Origin of the sequence: Rhodococcus sp. IEGM 1406 (assembly GCF_030056745.1) — a bacterium.
GTDB classification, from domain to species: Bacteria; Actinomycetota; Actinomycetes; order Mycobacteriales; family Mycobacteriaceae; genus Rhodococcus_F; species Rhodococcus_F erythropolis.
On sequence record NZ_JASHKO010000004.1, the window covers coordinates 58552 to 75336 of the forward strand.

General features: G+C 63.0%; 13 protein-coding genes. 7 read left to right on the top strand and 6 right to left on the bottom strand.

Features of this window, described 5'->3' with window-relative positions; translation table 11 throughout:
- Nucleotides 1–12 precede the first annotated feature (12 nt).
- The 5 genes from QM596_RS19130 to QM596_RS19150 all read right to left on the bottom strand — a co-directional run bounded on the left by QM596_RS19130 (nucleotide 13) and on the right by QM596_RS19150 (nucleotide 8720).
- On the bottom strand, nucleotides 13–1596 hold the full coding sequence (locus QM596_RS19130) for an FAD-dependent monooxygenase (RefSeq protein ID WP_195791373.1): 1584 nt from the start codon (nucleotides 1594–1596) through the stop codon (nucleotides 13–15).
- A 390-nt stretch (nucleotides 1597–1986) separates the two neighbouring features.
- A complete protein-coding gene (locus QM596_RS19135; protein ID WP_019748742.1) occupies nucleotides 1987–3684 on the bottom strand; it encodes a (2,3-dihydroxybenzoyl)adenylate synthase in 1698 nt (565 codons plus the stop codon).
- 43 nt (nucleotides 3685–3727) lie between these two features.
- Nucleotides 3728–6052: a hydantoinase B/oxoprolinase family protein gene (locus tag QM596_RS19140; protein ID WP_019748743.1), complete on the bottom strand. Its 2325-nt coding sequence runs from the start codon at nucleotides 6050–6052 to the stop codon at nucleotides 3728–3730.
- Between the two features lie 10 nt (nucleotides 6053–6062).
- Complete coding sequence (locus QM596_RS19145; RefSeq protein ID WP_029538236.1) at nucleotides 6063–8165, bottom strand: hydantoinase/oxoprolinase family protein; 2103 nt, start codon at nucleotides 8163–8165, stop codon at nucleotides 6063–6065.
- 174 nt (nucleotides 8166–8339) lie between these two features.
- Nucleotides 8340–8720 (bottom strand): acyl-CoA thioesterase, encoded by a 381-nt coding sequence (locus QM596_RS19150; protein ID WP_283309680.1) that lies wholly within the window; start codon nucleotides 8718–8720, stop codon nucleotides 8340–8342.
- A gap of 190 nt (nucleotides 8721–8910) precedes the next feature.
- On the opposite strand from QM596_RS19150, the gene QM596_RS19155 reads away from it, so the two are divergent.
- The 6 genes from QM596_RS19155 to QM596_RS19180 all read left to right on the top strand — a co-directional run bounded on the left by QM596_RS19155 (nucleotide 8911) and on the right by QM596_RS19180 (nucleotide 14465).
- Nucleotides 8911–9669 carry a maleate cis-trans isomerase family protein gene (locus tag QM596_RS19155; RefSeq protein ID WP_283309681.1) on the top strand — a complete coding sequence of 253 codons (759 nt, stop codon included), beginning with the start codon at nucleotides 8911–8913 and terminating at the stop codon, nucleotides 9667–9669.
- 25 nt (nucleotides 9670–9694) lie between these two features.
- Entirely contained in the window at nucleotides 9695–10339 is a 645-nt protein-coding gene (locus QM596_RS19160) for a VOC family protein (RefSeq protein ID WP_283309683.1), read from the top strand.
- Nucleotides 10339–10584 carry a hypothetical protein gene (locus tag QM596_RS19165; RefSeq protein ID WP_019748748.1) on the top strand — a complete coding sequence of 82 codons (246 nt, stop codon included), beginning with the start codon at nucleotides 10339–10341 and terminating at the stop codon, nucleotides 10582–10584. Before QM596_RS19160 ends, QM596_RS19165 begins: the two co-directional genes overlap by 1 nt.
- Nucleotides 10581–11816 (top strand): hypothetical protein, encoded by a 1236-nt coding sequence (locus tag QM596_RS19170; RefSeq protein ID WP_019748749.1) that lies wholly within the window; start codon nucleotides 10581–10583, stop codon nucleotides 11814–11816. Before QM596_RS19165 ends, QM596_RS19170 begins: the two co-directional genes overlap by 4 nt.
- Nucleotides 11817–11900: 84 nt before the next feature.
- Nucleotides 11901–13244, top strand: coding sequence for an MFS transporter (locus QM596_RS19175; RefSeq protein ID WP_019748750.1), 1344 nt, complete (start codon nucleotides 11901–11903; stop codon nucleotides 13242–13244).
- Nucleotides 13245–13283: 39 nt separating this feature from the next.
- Complete coding sequence (locus QM596_RS19180; protein WP_283309685.1) at nucleotides 13284–14465, top strand: acetyl-CoA C-acyltransferase; 1182 nt, start codon at nucleotides 13284–13286, stop codon at nucleotides 14463–14465.
- A 146-nt stretch (nucleotides 14466–14611) separates the two neighbouring features.
- Here the strand turns inward: QM596_RS19180 and QM596_RS19185 are convergent, their stop codons facing one another.
- On the bottom strand, nucleotides 14612–15358 hold the full coding sequence (locus tag QM596_RS19185) for an SDR family oxidoreductase (protein WP_019748751.1): 747 nt from the start codon (nucleotides 15356–15358) through the stop codon (nucleotides 14612–14614).
- Nucleotides 15359–15552: 194 nt separating this feature from the next.
- Here QM596_RS19185 and QM596_RS19190 point away from each other — a divergent pair, with 194 nt between their 5' ends.
- The gene (locus QM596_RS19190) at nucleotides 15553–16761 is read left to right on the top strand and encodes an amidohydrolase family protein (RefSeq protein WP_019748752.1); all 1209 of its coding nucleotides are present in this window, start codon (nucleotides 15553–15555) and stop codon (nucleotides 16759–16761) included.
- Nucleotides 16762–16785 lie beyond the last annotated feature (24 nt).

The following is a 16785-nucleotide window of genomic DNA, read 5'->3' on the forward strand; positions in this document are numbered from 1 at the left end:
GGATGTTTGCGCTCACGCCGAGGCCCCGAACGAGGAGAGCTCCGGATCAGCAGGAATCGATTCGGGTTCATCGAAGAAGGCGAGGTCGATGCGCGCACTGGCCAGGCCGGCGGCAATGTCCTCGCGGCATGACGACGGTGCTTCGACTACGAGCAGGGACCCCGTACGACCGCGAAGCCGTTCGGCAAGATCGAGTCGGGTGAGGACGGCAGCCCGCGACGGCGGTCCTGTCAACCAGAGCGCCCGGGCAATGGGTGCGGTTTCCACGATGTCAGCGGCTTCGACGCCCCACGCGGAGTCGAAATCAATGTTGATCACTGCGGTGGAGCCAGCGTCACGCAGCTCCGAAGTCGCGACACGGTCCTCGAACCGGTCTTGGTCATGATCGAGGGATTGCGCAAGGATCCAGTCCTCGATATCCGTCGGGGGTACCGCGCCGACAGGTACGTTGCCGTAGCTCGCAAGCCCCTTTTGAACCAGTGTGGGGGCGGAGTCGTGAAAGCGGCCGACGCTGACTTTCCCGGCGCGGGTCATGTAGGCGATCATCAGCTGCTCGAGTGGCAGGTTCATCCGCTCCGGGAACGACTCCCACCAGAGTTCGCTGCGCCGCGCGATCTCCTGGAGATATTCGACAGCGGGCCGCCGCACCTTTTCGTACGCCACGAGGGCGTCCTCGACAGTCTGTGCGGCGATGAGTGCATGGTCGAGGGCGATGGCGTCCTCCATGGCAAGTTTGGTGCCTGATCCGATGGAGTAGTGGGCTGTATGGGCCGCGTCGCCAAGCAGGACAGTCTTGCCGCTGTGCCAGCGCTCGCACGAAATGGTACGAAAACGTGTCCACCGGGTTCTGTTCCCGATCAGGCGGTGGCCTTGGAGGGTGTCCGCGAACGCACGCTGCAAGTATTCCAGGGCGAAGCCGTCACTGTCAGCGGGAGCTGTCCGGTCGGTGGAGACATCGAATCCGGCTCGCCGCCATGTTTCCTCGTCGGTTTCGACGAGGAAAGTGCTGCGGTCCCCGGCGTACGGGTAAGCGTGAGCGACGAAGGTGCCGTGTTCAGTGGTGACCGGAACGAAGATTGCTCGAGGGAGTGCAAACTCGGTTCCACACCACAAGTAGAGACCGGCCCCGGTACTTACGCGAGGGCCGAAGGTATCGGCCATCTGTGTGCGTGTTGCGCTGTTGATTCCGTCTGCTGCGATGACGAGGTCCACATCGAGTTCTGCGGCTTCGCGCCGTTCGCCGAAATGCATTCGCACACCGGCATTTTGCGCTTGTTGCTGAAGTACCGCGAGCAGGGTGGTGCGCGCGACGGCAAGGAGTTCACCGTGCGCCAGCGTAGCCATTTTGTCGCCGACCTGCATTGACATCTCGTGAGGGTGCGCGGCCCCGACAATGGCTTCGAGCGATGCAGGGTCGGCCTCACGCAAGTTCCGTTGAGTGCGCGACGCCAAGCCGACGCCGAACCCGAACGTCTGATCCGGGCGGCTCTGCTCGTAGACAGTCACATCGGCGTCTGGATGACTGCGTTTGACCAGCCTCGCGGCGTAGAGGCCACCTGGTCCGCCACCTAGTACTGCCACTCGTTCCAGATTCATATCCAACTCCACTCTTTGTGACGCACTCGTTGATTATTCGTCGCCAACGTCAGATGGTCAAACCGGCAACTTTTAGCCTCAGGCCGTCCGCGAAACATCAACGCGGAACACAAATTGACCTGTACGTAGATTATTCAACATAGACGTCAAAAGTCAAGAAATTCAGGTTCTTCGCACTGGACTCACCACTCCGGCCAGGTGAGGACATGATGAGTACGACACCGGCACCGATTCCGTCCACAACAACCTGAGTGCATTGCTCCAGTCCGGCCAATGACATTGCAGAAAAACAACTTTGAACCAGTAGATAGTCGAGCGAAGGTCGAGATTCCGGAAAGAGGCTGTGAGACGCCAACGACGTCTCACAGCCGTGATTCTTCCGGTGTCTTGCTAAACCCCGATCGGCCGGGAATCCGATTCATCGACCAATTTCGCCGCAATCTCGGCCCTCAAACGCTTCTTGTCGATCTTGCCCACATTCGTCTGAGGGAAGGACGACACCCACTCGAGCCTTTCGGGCCACTTGAATTTAGCGACCCCCAGCTGGGCCAAGTGTTCCTGGACATCTTTGAGCGCCAACACATCACCGCGTGTCGCGACAACGTACGCACACGTTCTTTCGCCGAGTCGGGGGTCCGGCATGGCGACGACAGCGACGTTGGCGATGCCAGGATGTTCCAACAGGAGCAGCTCGAGTTCTTCGGCGTTGATCTTCTCCCCACCCCTGTTGATCAGATCTTTGATCCGGCCCTCGATGGACAGGTAACGCGCGCCCTCGATCTCGGTGATCGTGCCGAGATCTCCGGTTCGGTAGAAACCGTCGGAGGTGAAGGCATCCCGGTTGTGATCCGGAGCGTCGAAGTATCCGGGAATCGTGTAGGGGCCTCGGCAGCACAATTCTCCGACCTCCCCATCCCTGAGTTCTGTCTCGGATCCCGGTTCGAGGATGCGTACCTCGTCATCGGAGGAGATCGGCGAACCCACCGTCGTCAGTCGAGCTTGTGCGGGCGCATCGAGAGGGGTAACTGTGAACAAGCCCTCGGCCATGCCGAACAGCTGGCCTGCCCACCGCTCAGCGCCGTCGTCGACGCGCTCGAAGAGCTCATGCGGAACCTTGGCCCCCGAAAGGATGATCCGCTTCAGAGACACCGCTGCTAGATCGAACTCCGGTGTCATGACGGCTTGGTAGTGACCGTGCCCGATCAGTACCTCGGTAGCGCCGGACCGTGTCATCAGATCGAACGCAACCGAAGCATCGGCCGTCGCGAGAATCAAGCACGCTCCGACCGAGTGCGCCGCGTGCAACCCGCACGAGATGCCGGCATTGTGGATGATCGGGATCAAATGTGCGACCCGACTGTTCTCGTCCCATCCGAGGCTGTCTGCGTACAGCAACGCGTTGTTCCAGTATTCGGCGTGAATTCGTGGGATGACCTTGGGAACTCCAGTGGTTCCACCGGAGAGCTGGAACGCAGCCACGTCACTCGGATCGGTCTGTATTGCGATCTGCTCGACGACTGCATGCGCCGTGTGCGGATCGATGTCGAGGCCGAGATCTTCGAGTCGAGTCACCTCGTCCCGATCGTTGCTCGCAACATCGCCGACGCTGATGATGTGCCGCATCGTGGGATGTCCGGCAGCGTGTTCGCGGGCGAACTCGACGAGATCGAAGGAGGGCAGACCAGCCTCGACGAGGTGCGCCACAGCGCCGACCTTGCGACTGACGTGCCCGATCTCGTGCATGCGGTGCGCCGCCAGCGTTGCCACCGGTACCAGCCCCGCCTTGATGCAGCCATACCACGCGAGGACCGTCTCCAGGCGGTTGGTGAGTTGGAAGATGACCGGATCGAGTCGGCGAAGGCCGAGTCGTATCAGCGCGGCGGCGATCTGGTCCGTACGGCGGTCCAGTTCAGCGAAACTCATCTGCCCTTCGGCGGCGATCACGGCCGGTCGGTCCGGGAAGCGGGTAGCAATCTGATGCAGTCGCCGCCCCGTGGGATCGGAACTCCATGCGCCGCTGTCGCGGTAGCGACGTGCACGTTCCTCCGGGAACGGAACGAGGCGTCCGCCCCAATCCGAGAATGTCACCGTTCTTCTCCTCTATAAATCGTGTTCATGATGGTCCGGAACATCACCGATCCGCCACCGCAGGCAGAAGACGCGCCAGGTCGAGCGAATGATCGGGATGATCGGCGGGAACGATTCCGGAGTAGATGGCGGTCCAGCAGCCGGGGCAGCACAGCTGCCGGAAAACCACCGGGGCATCGACATACTCAGTGGGGTCGGAGGTGACCTGTGGGCCGGCGGTCGACGACGGGCCCTCGAATCGGGCGAGTTCAAGGGTGGTGTTGTTCTTGTCGTCGCCGAGTAGACGTCCGCACTGGGCGCAGCCGATCGCGCGGGTGTCTCCGATCGTGACCTCGACGAGGTTGTCGTCGAGTCGACGAGCTCCAGCCAACTCGAGTGTAGGGGCATCGGCGGGCGTGCCACCGGAGCGCTCACGCCGCTCAGTGCGCATCTCCTCGCGCCGGAGCGAGGTCTGTTCCGCGTCGAGTTCACCGTCGACGAGGACGACGCCGTACACGGTTTCGGCTCCGGATGCCGTGACTTTGCCCTCGCGGTAGTCCGCTGCCACAGCCGCCGGGTCACGTAGGAGCGGGTCACCGTAGCCGCCGCCGCCCTGCCAGTGCATGTACAGCACCTCACCGGGAGCGAGATAACTCTCCGCATAGCAGGCCCCGAGTTCGCGGCCTCCTCCGAGATCGTCCAAGATGCCGGGAATGCTGCCGGCTGCAAACTGCTCGACGATGTCGGTATTGCGGGCGAGTACCTCGACGCCGGTGTTGCCTGGGTAGCCGCCTGCGAGGCCGTTGTTCTGGGCGACGGCCTTGCCCGCAGAGGCAAGCACCAGGCCCATCGGCAGGCTGGTGCCGTATGGGGTGATGGCGATGGAGGCGCTGACGCCGCCGCGGTGACGTCCTGGTCCACCGGAGTCCGGTTCCTCGCGGCGCCACAACGTGAGCAGTGGGTAGAGGAATTCGGTCATCTCGGTGTCGGGGATGCGACCCATCGGGATGCAGAACAGCCCACCGGTGTCCATGCCGTCGGCGGTAGGCCGAGCTCCGTATCCGCCAGCCATAGGTTCCATCATGATGTTGAGGAACGGGACCGATTGTTCGGGGCGCTCGTCGAGGCCGGCGATCACAGCGGTGTCCCAGGTTCCGCAGCAGGCCGCCTGCACACTCTTCCCGAGGTCGACGGAACGATCGAGCATCTGGGACAAACATTCGGCGATCAGGGTTCCTGTGAGCCAGGCCGGCCCGATCGGTCCACGGCTGACGGCGGCAGGGAAGGTGGCGTTGTTGATCGTGCCTTCTTCGGCGATCAGGTCGAAGCAGCGCATCAGTCCGCCCGCGGACCAGGGGATATCGCCGGCGAGGATAGGCAGCAGAGCGAGCATGACTCCGCCGCGCATGCCGGCGTAGGTGCAGTTGATGACACCGGTCTGCGGGTCTGTGCCGGTGAAATCGAAGGTGAGATGGTCGGCTGTCTTGGTCATGGCCACAGTGATCTTGTGGATTCCGCGGTCGCCGATCTGGGACTGATCCTGGTAGCCCGTGGCCTTCCAGGTTCCGTCGGGTAGCGAGGTGAGCTTTCCGCGCAAGCGGCCCTCGGCGTCGGCCATCATCCGCTTCATCACGGCCTTGACGGTGTCAGCGCCGTACTGCTCGATCACTGAGAGCAGACGGTTCCGACCAACGGTGTTGGCGCCGATTTTCGCCCGCAGGTCCAGTCCGACGAGCATCGGCACCCGGGAGCGCCGCACCCAGGCGTCGGAGACGTCGCGTTGCAGTTCGTAGTCGCGGACGACCTTGATCGGTGGTGTTGGAAGCGATTCAGAGAAGACATCCTTGGCTGAGGGGTCGAACGACCCGAGGCCGGACCCGCCGAGATCGGGTTCGTGACAGATGGCGCTGGTCCAGGCAAACAGCTTGCCGTCATGGAAGATCGGTTGGTAGACCATCACGTCGCTCTGGTGCAGTCCGCCGCCGACCCAGGGGTCGTTGCACAAGAACATGTCGCCCTCTGTGATGCCTGGGTTTGTCGAGCGGTGCTTCAGGGTCCAATAGATGGCCAGATCGACGGCACCGACGAGCATGGTGTTGTACAGGCCGACCTGAACTTCTTGGCCGATTTCGTCGCTGATCGCAAAGTCGAAGTCGTTGGCGTCGGTGACGATCGGCGACCCGGACATGCGTTTGAGCGCTTCGCCCATTTCGTCGGTGACCGACCACAGCCGGTGCCTGATCACCTCGTAGGTCAACGGGTCCAGACTATCGATCTGCTCTTGGGTGACGGTGTGAACTTCCAGCTTCGGAGGAAGCGTGCGCGCGAGTTCGTCCGGGGCGATCGGTCGGCTCGAGAACACCTCGGAGCCTGGGATTTGCATGGTCATTGCGGAGCTCCTAGTTCGGAAGAATGTTCAGGTTGCCGAGGCGGTCGACGGTGCCTGTGGTGCCCGGGGGGACGACGACGGTGGTCGTGGGAACCTCGACGATCGCGGGACCGGACAGGACGTGTCCCGCGAGCAGTTTGCTGTAGTCGTAGACGTCGGTGTCGACGAAGCCAAGCTTGCCGTCGAGGCAGACCTTGCGGGAACCGATCCGCGCGTGGGTGGAATCGGCGGAGTCTGCAGATTTTAGGTCAGGAAGTGCCGGTGAGAACGGCAGGATTCCAGTGGCACGAACGCGGTAGGTGATGGCTTGTATGCCCGCCTCCCGGAAGCCGCTGTCATTTCCGTAGAGTTCGGCGTACCGCTGTTCGAACAGATCCGAGGCCCGCTGGATCCCTGCTGCATCGAGGCTTCCCTCAGGCACCGGGGTTGCCACCTCAGCGAGCTGCATCGCGTAGCGCATGTCGATTTCGCGTTCGACTTCCACTCCGGTGAAGTTCAAACCCTGGCGATTGAGTTGCTCGAGCACCTGGCTCTCGAGCTGGGCGAAATTGCGCTCGGCCCGGGCTGGGTCGAGTGGCATCGCTGCCGGGTCCGATAGTTCGGCAGCGAGCACGATGTTCGACGAGGCCAGACCGTACGCCGAGAAAGCAGAGGCAACTTGACCGAGCGGGATGATGACTTCTTTGACCCCGACCTCGGCGGCGTAAGCGGCGCAGTGTGCTGGACCGGCACCGCCGAAGGCATAGAGAACGAAGTCACGGGGGTCGTGCCCCGCCTCGACCACGGTCTTGCGCAACAGGTCACCGGTTTGGGCGTTCTGGACCGCATAGATGGCTGCAGCCGCGTCCTCGATTGAAAGACCCAGGGGCTCTGCGATCTTCGAGCGGATCGCTTCCCGAGCGAGGTTCTTGTCGAGCGGTTTGCGGCCGCCGAGCAGGCCTCGTTCAGGAAGGATTCCGAGCACCAGGTTGGCGTCGGTGTTGGTCGGATCGGTGCCGCCCTGGCCGTAGCAGGCCGGGCCCGGTACCGACTGAGCACTGTGGGGACCGATCTGCAGATTGCCGCCGGCATCCACCCAAGCGATGGCACCGCCTCCGGAGCCGATCGCATGGACCTCCAGAGTGGGAACGTTGATCGGGTGGTGGTTGATGATCGTGGTGCTCGCCCGGACGGGCTCACCGTCGACGACGAGGCCGACCAGGAAAGTGGTTCCACCCACGTCAGTGGCGATAATGTTGCGATGGCCGAGTTGCTTGCCGAGGGAAACCGCGCCGACCACGCCACCGGTCAAGACTGAACCGACCGTGCTGATCGCATTCTTCGGTGCCTCGGCCGCTGCGACAGCACCGCCGTTGCTTTGCATCACCAGCAGGGGGCCGGCCAGTTTGCGTTCGCGCAGCTTCGATTCCAATTCGCCGAGGTAATCGCGGAGCCCTGGCCCGATCTGGGTGCTCATGATGGTGGTCGCGTTGCGCGCGAACTCTCGGATGCGCGGGCTCACCTCGCTCGACAGGGAGACGAACATCGTCGGGTCGATCTCGTGGACGAGTTCTCGAATGCGCTGTTCGTGAGCGGGATTGCGGAAAGACCACAGCAGTGAGACCGCAATCCCCGACACACCATCTGCGAGGAGTGTGCGGATGGACTCGCGGGCAGACTCCTCGTCGAGGGCGACGACGACATTGCCGTCACGATCGAGCCGTTCGGTCACTTCGAGTGCATGCTTCTTCGGGACGAGACCGTGAGACTTCGTCTGGCCCATCACATTCTGGAGCTGTTCGGGCGAACCGCCGAGATACCGCCCCTCAACGTTCATGATGTAGATGGAGTCGCGGTGGCCCTTCGTCGTGAGGAATCCGACTGGTGGCACGTTTCCCATGACGAGCGCATTGAGCGACGACGTCGTGCCGTGCGCGATGTGATGGGTGTTTGCCAGCATCTCTTCGAGCGGGCAGCCCAACTGCTCAGCAAGTGCCTCGAGGACGTCGAGGACACCCTGCGAATAGTCCGGGGGTGTCGATGGGGCTTTGGCCGCCACAATCGTACCCGCATCGTCGTCGAGCACTGCGTCGGTGAAGGTTCCACCGACGTCCACTCCGATTACATATGCCATTGCCGCTGTGCTCCTTCGTACTTGGGAATGCGACGGAGTGCGAGGTCATCTCGAACACTGCTTACGTCTATGTCGATTATTCGACGTCCGCGACAACAAGTCAATAGTCAAATGTGAGAATCGACACGAAAGGTGAACATGCCAGCACGACCACACAGATGCCGGGCGCGCTGGTCAGGTAAGCGGCGAACCGACCTTCGACCGAAGAGCGTCAGGAACCGTTCGCGAGCGACCCTCGTCATCCACGAAAACCGTGACCGTACGACCGGAGAAATAGACCTCGCCGCACATCCGTGCGAACCATAGATACACCACCGAGGTCGCGCCGACCTGCGCAATCTCCAACGACAGAGCGAAACAATCCCCGAACCTAAGGGCGCGATGAAAGTCGACTTCGACCCGGCGACGAGGAAAACGATCCGGCGGCAATTGCAACTCCCTGAGCAAGGAATGCTCCACGCGTTCAGCCCATATTGACGCCATCGAGTGATGCGCCGCGCCACCACCGTCCACGTCGACCCATTCCACTCGAATGTTCTTGCTCATGTGGGCCATTCAGATCACCCTCCTTCACTCGCTCGCACGTCGAAGCCAGCGGAGCGCACGCATTCGCAATCGCGCTCGAGGCCCGACAGGGCTTGACGAATCGTCACTAACGTCGAATAATTGTCATCAACGTAAATCTACGTTAGTCGGGCGGACCATCACATGTCGCCCGGAAATTCCAGATCAGAAGGGCTACCCCATGGGCATTCACAGAATCGGACTCGTCGTTCCGAGTTCGAATGTGACGGTCGAGACGGAAATGCCGGCCCTGCTCGGCCGACATACCGACGCCGAGTTCTCGTTCCACTCGAGCCGGATGCGGATGCAGTCCGTATCACCGGAACAGTTGCGGGCGATGAACGCTCAACGTGAACGATGCATCCTCGAACTCGGTGACGCGGGCGTCGACGGCATCCTCTACGCATGCTTGGTCGCCCTGATGTCAGTGGGTCCAGGCGAGCACCAGCGAGTGGAAGGACTCGTCGCCGAGCAACTGGCAACCGGCGGTTCGGATGCGATCGTTCGCTCCAGCGCGGGCACCCTCGTCGAAGCGCTACGCGCGATCCACGCGAAGCGAATAGTCCTGGTCACCCCGTACATGCGTCCGCTCGCCGAGCAGGTAGTCGCCTACATCGAGGCCGAAGGTATCCAGGTCACGGACTGGCGTGCACTCGAGGTGGCGGACAACGCCGAGGTCGGCTGCATCCCCGGCGAACGAGTCATGGAGGCTGCCCGATCCCTGGACCTCACCGGAGCCGATGCGATGGTGATCTCTGCCTGTGTGCAGATGCCGTCTCTCGACCTTGTCCAGTCAGCCGAAGACGAGTTCGGACTGCCCGTTCTCTCGGCCGCGACCGCTGGTGCTTACAGCCTGCTGCGTGGGCTCGACCTTCCCGTCGACCTTCCCGGCGCGGGGAGTCTGCTTCGCGCCGACTCGCCAGCAACCACCCACAGCTAGCCCGAAACCCTGGGGAGAGTTCACCATGCCCACACTGCAGCACACCGTCAAAGGCGTCGATCACGTCGCCTACCCGACCTTTGATCCCGCCGCTACCGTCAAGTTCTACCGGGACGTGCTCGGGTTTCCGGTGGTGCATTCCATCTGCGCCGCAGGGTGGGGTCCGGAGAAACACCCGGACTTCATCCACTTCTTCTTCGACATCGGAAACGACGATCGGCTTGCATTCTTCTATTACTTCGGCCTGGAGCCGTTCGAAGGTGGCCCGCAAGGCGATTCGTACTCCCGCTTCGCCGCAGACGTGCCGATCTTCTTCATCCGATCGCGACACCTCGCGATCCACGTCGACAACGAGAAAGATCTGTTGGAATATCGGCGGCGTCTCGACGGCAGCGACTGGCCGGTCGAGATGCAAATCCAGCACGAGACGATCGAGTCGATCTACACCCACGATCCCAACGGCTACATGATCGAGATCACTCGTGCCCTTCGCCCGGTGACCCCGCAGGAGGATCTCGACGCGAACCTCACCATCGACGCTCTCGTCGATGTCGTGTCCGGCCCCGAACCGAGCATGTCAGCCCTACTGACTCGAAAGGCCGAGCTGATCGTCGAACGAGCCGAGGCCTGGCAGCGAGAACAGGACGAGAAGGAAAGGTCAAGCATCTGATGACCACGATGTTCATCCTCGACGTTCCCGAGAACGCTCCGGTCGCCGCAGTCGCGGGACATGACCCGGCGGTGACGATTGATCGCGTTGGACCGTACTACCGAATTGTCTCCGACTCCCCCATCGTGATCGACCGACGGGCGACCGAAGCACGTCACGCAGTGTGGTACAGCAGCGTTGCCGGACTGCATCGGTCTCGAATCACCCAGTGGGACAAAGACGCAATGCGAATCGAGCCGCAATGACTGAGCAGACATCGCGACTTGGTGCCGGCCGTTACATCGACGCCGCCCAAGCGCCCGAGACCACAGTGGTCTCACTGCACGAGCTCAACACTGCGGACGGGGCTAAGGTCAGCGGTGTCCTGCGGGTCGTGCCCGGAGCGCGCACCGTGGTCACGTTGATGCACCCCCGGCAAGACCTGACCCACCATGTGCTCGTCCCCGAGTTGCTCGCACGCGGATACGCGGTATGGACGCAGGGCACCCGGTCGGTCAACAACGACATCGCTTTGGTGCATGAACAGGCCCTTCTCGATGCCGCAGCGGGGCAAGTGTTCCTGCGGGAGAAAGGGTTCGATCACGTCGTCACCCTCGGGCATTCCGGTGGCGGCACTCTCTTCGCGTTCTACCACCAGCAAGCTGGTTTACCGGCCGCTGAGCGCCTGACCCACACGCCCGCCGGCCGGCCCATCGACCTGGCGGGAGCGCAGATGCCGCTGCCCGACGCGGCAGTGTTCATGGCCCCGCACCCTGGGCAGGGAGCACTGCTGTTGCGGTTGATCGACCCTTCGGTCATCGACGAAACAGATCCACTGGCAACCGATTCCGAGTTGAATCCGTTCGATCCCGCCAACGGATTCGCCGAACCTCCGCACAGTTCCTCGTACTCGCCCGGGTTCGTGATTCGCTACCGATCAGCGCAGCGGGAGCGCATCGCCCGCCTCGACGCGATTGCCCGCGAACGCATCGACGAAGCCGCAGATGCGCGTGAGCGGTACACAAGCACTTCCGATCCAGCCGAACGCCGCGCTGCGCTCGCACCCCGAGTGTTGACCGTGTATCGCACCGATGCTGATCTGCGATTCACGGACTTGTCTCTGAGCTCGAACGAGCGCCCCTACGGCTCGCTCCTCGGCCGACGGCCGGACCTGACCAACTACGGACTCGTCGGCTTTGGACGCTTGGCCACCCCCGACGCCTGGTTGTCCACCTGGTCGGGACTGAGCAGCAACGCCGACTTCCTCCGCTGTGCCCCTGCTCTCACCGCACCGTCCCTGTTCGTCGAACTCACCGGCGACCAAGCCTGCTTCCCCGAGGACGCCACAACCATGGTCGACGCCCTCGGATCAACGGACAAAACCCACGTCCGCGTCGCCGGTACCCACTTCGGCGGCCCGATCCACGACGGCGCCCCCACCGGCGCCAGCCTTGCCGCAGCCCATATCGGTGCCTGGCTGGCGACTCGGTTCGCCTAGACAATCCCCAGTTCCCCGGTGGCCCCGCCAAGCCTGCATTCTGCGGGGCCAGGCGGGGCCACTCCTCTCCGAGCGGAGACAACAATGTCTGTTCGTATCCCGCCCTCAGCGCCCGTCGTCGGGCTCTGCCTCATGGCACTGATCCTCGAAGGCTACGACCTTCTGATGTACGGAACTGTGGTTCCGTCACTGCTGAATTATGCCCCCTGGGATCTGGAGGCCACCGACGTAGGAATGCTCGGCTCACTCGTCGGCGTCGGCATGCTGGTCGGCGCCCTGCTCGCCGCGGCCGTCGCCGACCGATGGGGACGGCGACGCACCATCCTCGCCGCCGTCCTCGTCTTCTCCGCAGCGACAGGCCTGTGCGCCATCGCACCGACCCCCGCGATCTTCGGGGCCGGGCGCCTCCTCGTGGGTCTCGGTGCCGGCGTACTCATGCCCACCGCGGCAGCGACGTTGATCGAGTTCGCCACCCCGGGAGCCCGGGCCCGGTCGGTGGCGCTCGGGTTCGTCGGCACCAGCATCGGCGGGATTTTTGCCGGAGTGCTCTCGCTCTGGCTCGTGCCCGAGTACGGGTTCCGCGCAATGTTCCTGGCCGGAATGGTGCCAGCACTCGTCTTCCTACCCATGATGCTCCGGTATCTCCCAGAATCACCCGCGTACCTCGCCGCCCGGGGCCAGCACGACGCTGCTGCAGCAATTGCCGACCGATACGGCCTCGACCTCCCCGCCGCCCCCGCGCCCGAACCGGCTTGCATCCCCACACACGAACGCGGACTGCGCGCACTCTTCGGCAACGAACGCACCCTGGCGACCTTGCTGTTCTGGGCAATGACTCTGGTCTGCCTTCTCGTACTGTTCGGTGTCGCAACCTGGCTTCCTGCGCTCATGAAATCCGCCGGTTACCCACTGGGGGCCGCATTGTCCTTTCTGCTTGTCTTGAACGTCGGCGGTGCGGTAGGAGCGCTCGTCGGCGCGATGCTCGCCGACCGGTACGGCATCAAACCCGTGACCGCCGCCTTCTTCCTCAGCGCCGCACTGTCCCTGCTGGCCATCGCCACCACTCCACCCCTCGCAGTCGTCTATCTGCTGGTATTGCTCGCCGGACTCGGTACCACGGGTACTCAAATCCTGCTCAACACCTACATCGGCACCTTCTACCCCGCCTCCTGCCGCGCAACCGGGCTCGGTATGGCACTGGGGGTCGGGCGGATCGGTGCCATCGTCGGCCCCACCTACGGTGGCCTCTTCGTCTCACTCGGCGCCAATACCACCTGGCAACTGTTCGCTTTCGCCGTGCCTGCCGTCGTCGGCGCGGCACTGACACTGCTCGTACCGCGCACCAGTGGTGACACGGCAACAACTTCCAACCCAACTGGACTCACAAACCAAGAACGCGGTGTCGCGCCCACCAACCTCGCCGGATAAACCCCACACCGAGAAACTTCACCCAGAAACGAGCACACCATGAGGGAAGCCGTCCTCGTCTCGACAGCCCGAACGCCGATCGGCAAGGCATACCGAGGCGCCCACAACAAGACACAACCTCAGCACCTGGCCGCACACGCGATCGCCCACGCCGTGCAACGAGCCGGAATCAACGGCCGGGAGATCGAGGACGTCGTACTCGGCTGCGCCATGCAGGAGGGCCCATCCGGAACCAATATCGCCCGCCAGGCCGCGTTGCGCGCCGGGCTCCCAACCTCCGTGCCAGGGATGACCATCGATCGCCAGTGCGCCTCAGGGCTGATGGCCATCGCCACTGCCGCCAAACAGATCGTCGGCGACGGCATGCACATCGCGATCGGCGGCGGCGTCGAGTCGATCTCCCTGGTCCAGAACGAACACCAAAACCGTTATCGCGCAACAGATCCTTGGCTCGTAGACAACCTACCGAGCACCTACCTGCCGATGCTGCACACAGCAGAAATCGTGGCCGAACGGTACAAGGTCAGCAGAGACCGGCAAGACGAGTTCGCGCTGCTGTCCCAGCAGCGGACCGCCGCAGCGCAGGCCGCGGGCCGCTTCGACGCCGAAATCGTTCCCATCGACAGCGTCAAAACCACCGAAGACGGAATCGCGCCCGTACAACTGATCGCCGATGAAGGGAACCGCCCCTCCACCACTGCCGCCGGACTCGCCGCCCTCCGGCCGGTCCTCCTCGACGGCGAAGTGACAACCACGTCTACTGTGACCGCGGGCAATGCTTCGCAGCTCTCGGACGGCGCCTCGGCGTCGGTCCTGATGGAGGCGAAGGAGGCCGAGCGACGCGGTCTCGAACCGCTCGGCGTGTACCGCGGCATGGCCGTGGCAGGGTGCGGACCGGACGAAATGGGAATTGGACCGATCTTCGCGATCCCGAAACTACTCGCGCAGCACAACCTCACTGTCGACGACATCGGGCTGTGGGAACTCAACGAAGCGTTCGCCTCCCAAGCCGTCTACTGCCGCGATCATCTCGGTATCAACCCCGACCGATTCAATGTCAACGGCGGCGCAATCTCGATCGGTCATCCGTACGGGATGACCGGCGCCCGCCTGGTCGGCCACGCTCTCGTCGAAGGGAGGCGCCGAGGTGTTCGGTATGTCGTGATCTCGATGTGCGTCGGCGGCGGAATGGGCGCAGCCGCACTCTTCGAAACAAACTGAAATCTGTCATCCCGCAGGACATTTACCCTGAAGGCGCAAGATGGGCAATTGCAACGTGCAAATGTCCGGCCCGGTGGATTTCGCTCCTGGACCGTCAACCCTGCGTAGGGCTGACGGTCCAGGAGCCGTTTGGCAGCTAGAGCCGGTCAGGTCCACGGAAGGTCGACATAGTGGACGTCCGGCCCGGGGGTGGTCAGTGTTATTTCGGGAACCGCGCACCGCGGCGAGGTGCGCAAAAGGAATCGCACCGCTTCGGCGACGTCCGAGGGCGACAGCATGGCACTTGGCTCCTTGTCCATCCACGTGGATCCGGGTGTCTCGACCAATCCCGGGCAGATGGCGGTGACCTGGATGCCAAGGCGGCTGAGCTCGCCGTGCGCCGATTGGCTCAGGGCGATCATCGCCGCCTTGGTCATCGAATACGCGGCCACTCCTGCCCGCGGCAACTTGCCGAAGATCGAGCTCACGTTGACGATCAAGGCCTTACCGTGTTCGGCTCCCGCCACCTGCAGTGTCGGAATACAGCTTTGCATCAGCAGATAGGCGGACCGAAGGTTCAGATTCAGATGGAGGTCGAGCTTCGGTGTCGCCATGTCGGCGATGTTTCCGCTCAGTCCCAGGCCGGCATTGTTGATCAGGACGTCGGTGCGGCCGTACCGCTCGACGTGCGAGGTCACTACGGCCTCGCAGTCGGCGCTGTGGGCCAGATTCCCGGACACCGGCAGGACCTCGACGCCACGCGTGCGCAGGTGAGTCGCAGCGTCGGCGAGTTTGCCCTGGTCCCGGGCGACGATTGTCAGGTTGTAGCCCTCGTCAGCGAGCGCTTCCGCGATAGCCAGCCCGATTCCTGCAGACCCGCCAGTGACGAGCGCGGCGCGTTGATTCCCGTTCATCGCATCCTGCTTTCTATTCATGTTCGTTGCGGCACGTGGTTGTTCGGCGTGCTGTGGCATCCGCCCAGATTGGGGCCGCCACCTCCCGGCGACTGCCGGACGCAATTCTCAGGTGTGTCCCTTGACACATCAATTTACATTGGTGTTCAATATCTTACATCAACGTAAATGCTGTGACCATGGATGGCAGGACAATGACAGACACAGGATTCGCAATCAGGGATGTAAGAGTCTTCGACGGAGAGGACGTCGTCGAGCATTCGACGGTCCACATCAAGGGCGGATTCATCGAGTCCGTCGCGACGCAGTTCGACTCGACTGCCGACATCGACGTCATCGACGGGCGGGGCAAGACTCTGCTCCCCGGACTGATCGACAGCCACACACACGCGCAGCCGCCATCATTGGAGAACGCCCTGTTGTTCGGCGTGACAACGGAACTCGATATGTTCTCCTGTCCGGAATGGATGGACTCGCAGCGGCGCGATGCCGCCGAGCGCAATGACCTCGCTGACGTGCGGTCCGCATCCGTCGGTGCCACTGTGCTCGGCGGGCATCCATCGATGATGATCGGGACCTACTTCGATGAGCAGTACCCGGTGGTGAATTCCCTCCAGGACGCCTTCCCATTTGTCGCCGCCCGCGTGGCGGAGGGCGCGGATTACATCAAACTTCTCATCGATGACGGCACTTCGCTCGGGCACGATTCCCCCACCCTCGGCGAGGACGTGGCACGGGCAATCGTCGACGCGGCACATGACCACGGCAAGATGGCGGTTGCGCACGTCACGTCACTGGCCGGAGCGGAGCAGGCTCTTCGCGCCGGAGTCGACGGGCTCGTACACATCTTCTTCGATCGACCGCCCACAGACGAGATCATTGCCCAGGCACTCGATGCTGGGGTCTTCATCACTCCGACACTCAGCACGGTTGGTTCCCTCGCCAGCGACATCGACGGCACTCACCTCGCCAACGACGACAGAGCCCGTCCACTGATCCCCGCTTCGTGGCGCGAAAATCTATGCCAATGCTGGCATCTCGGTTCTCCTGGATCTGTCGACCATGCAATTGAAGCGACCCGGCGGATGCACGAAGCTGGAGTGGACATCTTGGCAGGCACTGATGCTGCCGGCATCGGAGTGGTCGGCACCGCGCACGGCGTAAGCATGCACGGCGAACTCGAGCTTCTCGTCCGGGCAGGTCTGTCGCCGGTGCAAGCGCTGCGCGCGGCGACGTCATCGCCCGCCCGGCGGTTTGGTCTCACAGACCGGGGTCGTATAGCACCAGGTCTTCAGGCTGACCTGCTTCTGGTCGAGGGCGATCCCACGCGTGAGATCACAGCAACTCTCTCGATCGCGGGCATATGGCGGCGCGGTGACAAACTCTCTCGCGTCCCCCGATAATCGGACAGGTACCCGACGACCGAT

Coding starts and splice junctions, on each gene's coding strand:
- QM596_RS19180 (WP_283309685.1), top strand. CDS start 13,284: ATGAGGGAAGCCGTCCTCGTCTCGACAGCCCGAACGCCGATCGGCAAG.
- QM596_RS19140 (WP_019748743.1), bottom strand. CDS start 6,052: ATGACCATGCAAATCCCAGGCTCCGAGGTGTTCTCGAGCCGACCGATC.
- QM596_RS19160 (WP_283309683.1), top strand. CDS start 9,695: ATGCCCACACTGCAGCACACCGTCAAAGGCGTCGATCACGTCGCCTAC.
- QM596_RS19150 (WP_283309680.1), bottom strand. CDS start 8,720: ATGGCCCACATGAGCAAGAACATTCGAGTGGAATGGGTCGACGTGGAC.
- QM596_RS19175 (WP_019748750.1), top strand. CDS start 11,901: ATGTCTGTTCGTATCCCGCCCTCAGCGCCCGTCGTCGGGCTCTGCCTC.
- QM596_RS19170 (WP_019748749.1), top strand. CDS start 10,581: ATGACTGAGCAGACATCGCGACTTGGTGCCGGCCGTTACATCGACGCC.
- QM596_RS19155 (WP_283309681.1), top strand. CDS start 8,911: ATGGGCATTCACAGAATCGGACTCGTCGTTCCGAGTTCGAATGTGACG.
- QM596_RS19190 (WP_019748752.1), top strand. CDS start 15,553: ATGACAGACACAGGATTCGCAATCAGGGATGTAAGAGTCTTCGACGGA.
- QM596_RS19185 (WP_019748751.1), bottom strand. CDS start 15,358: ATGAACGGGAATCAACGCGCCGCGCTCGTCACTGGCGGGTCTGCAGGA.
- QM596_RS19165 (WP_019748748.1), top strand. CDS start 10,339: ATGACCACGATGTTCATCCTCGACGTTCCCGAGAACGCTCCGGTCGCC.
- QM596_RS19130 (WP_195791373.1), bottom strand. CDS start 1,596: ATGAATCTGGAACGAGTGGCAGTACTAGGTGGCGGACCAGGTGGCCTC.
- QM596_RS19145 (WP_029538236.1), bottom strand. CDS start 8,165: ATGGCATATGTAATCGGAGTGGACGTCGGTGGAACCTTCACCGACGCA.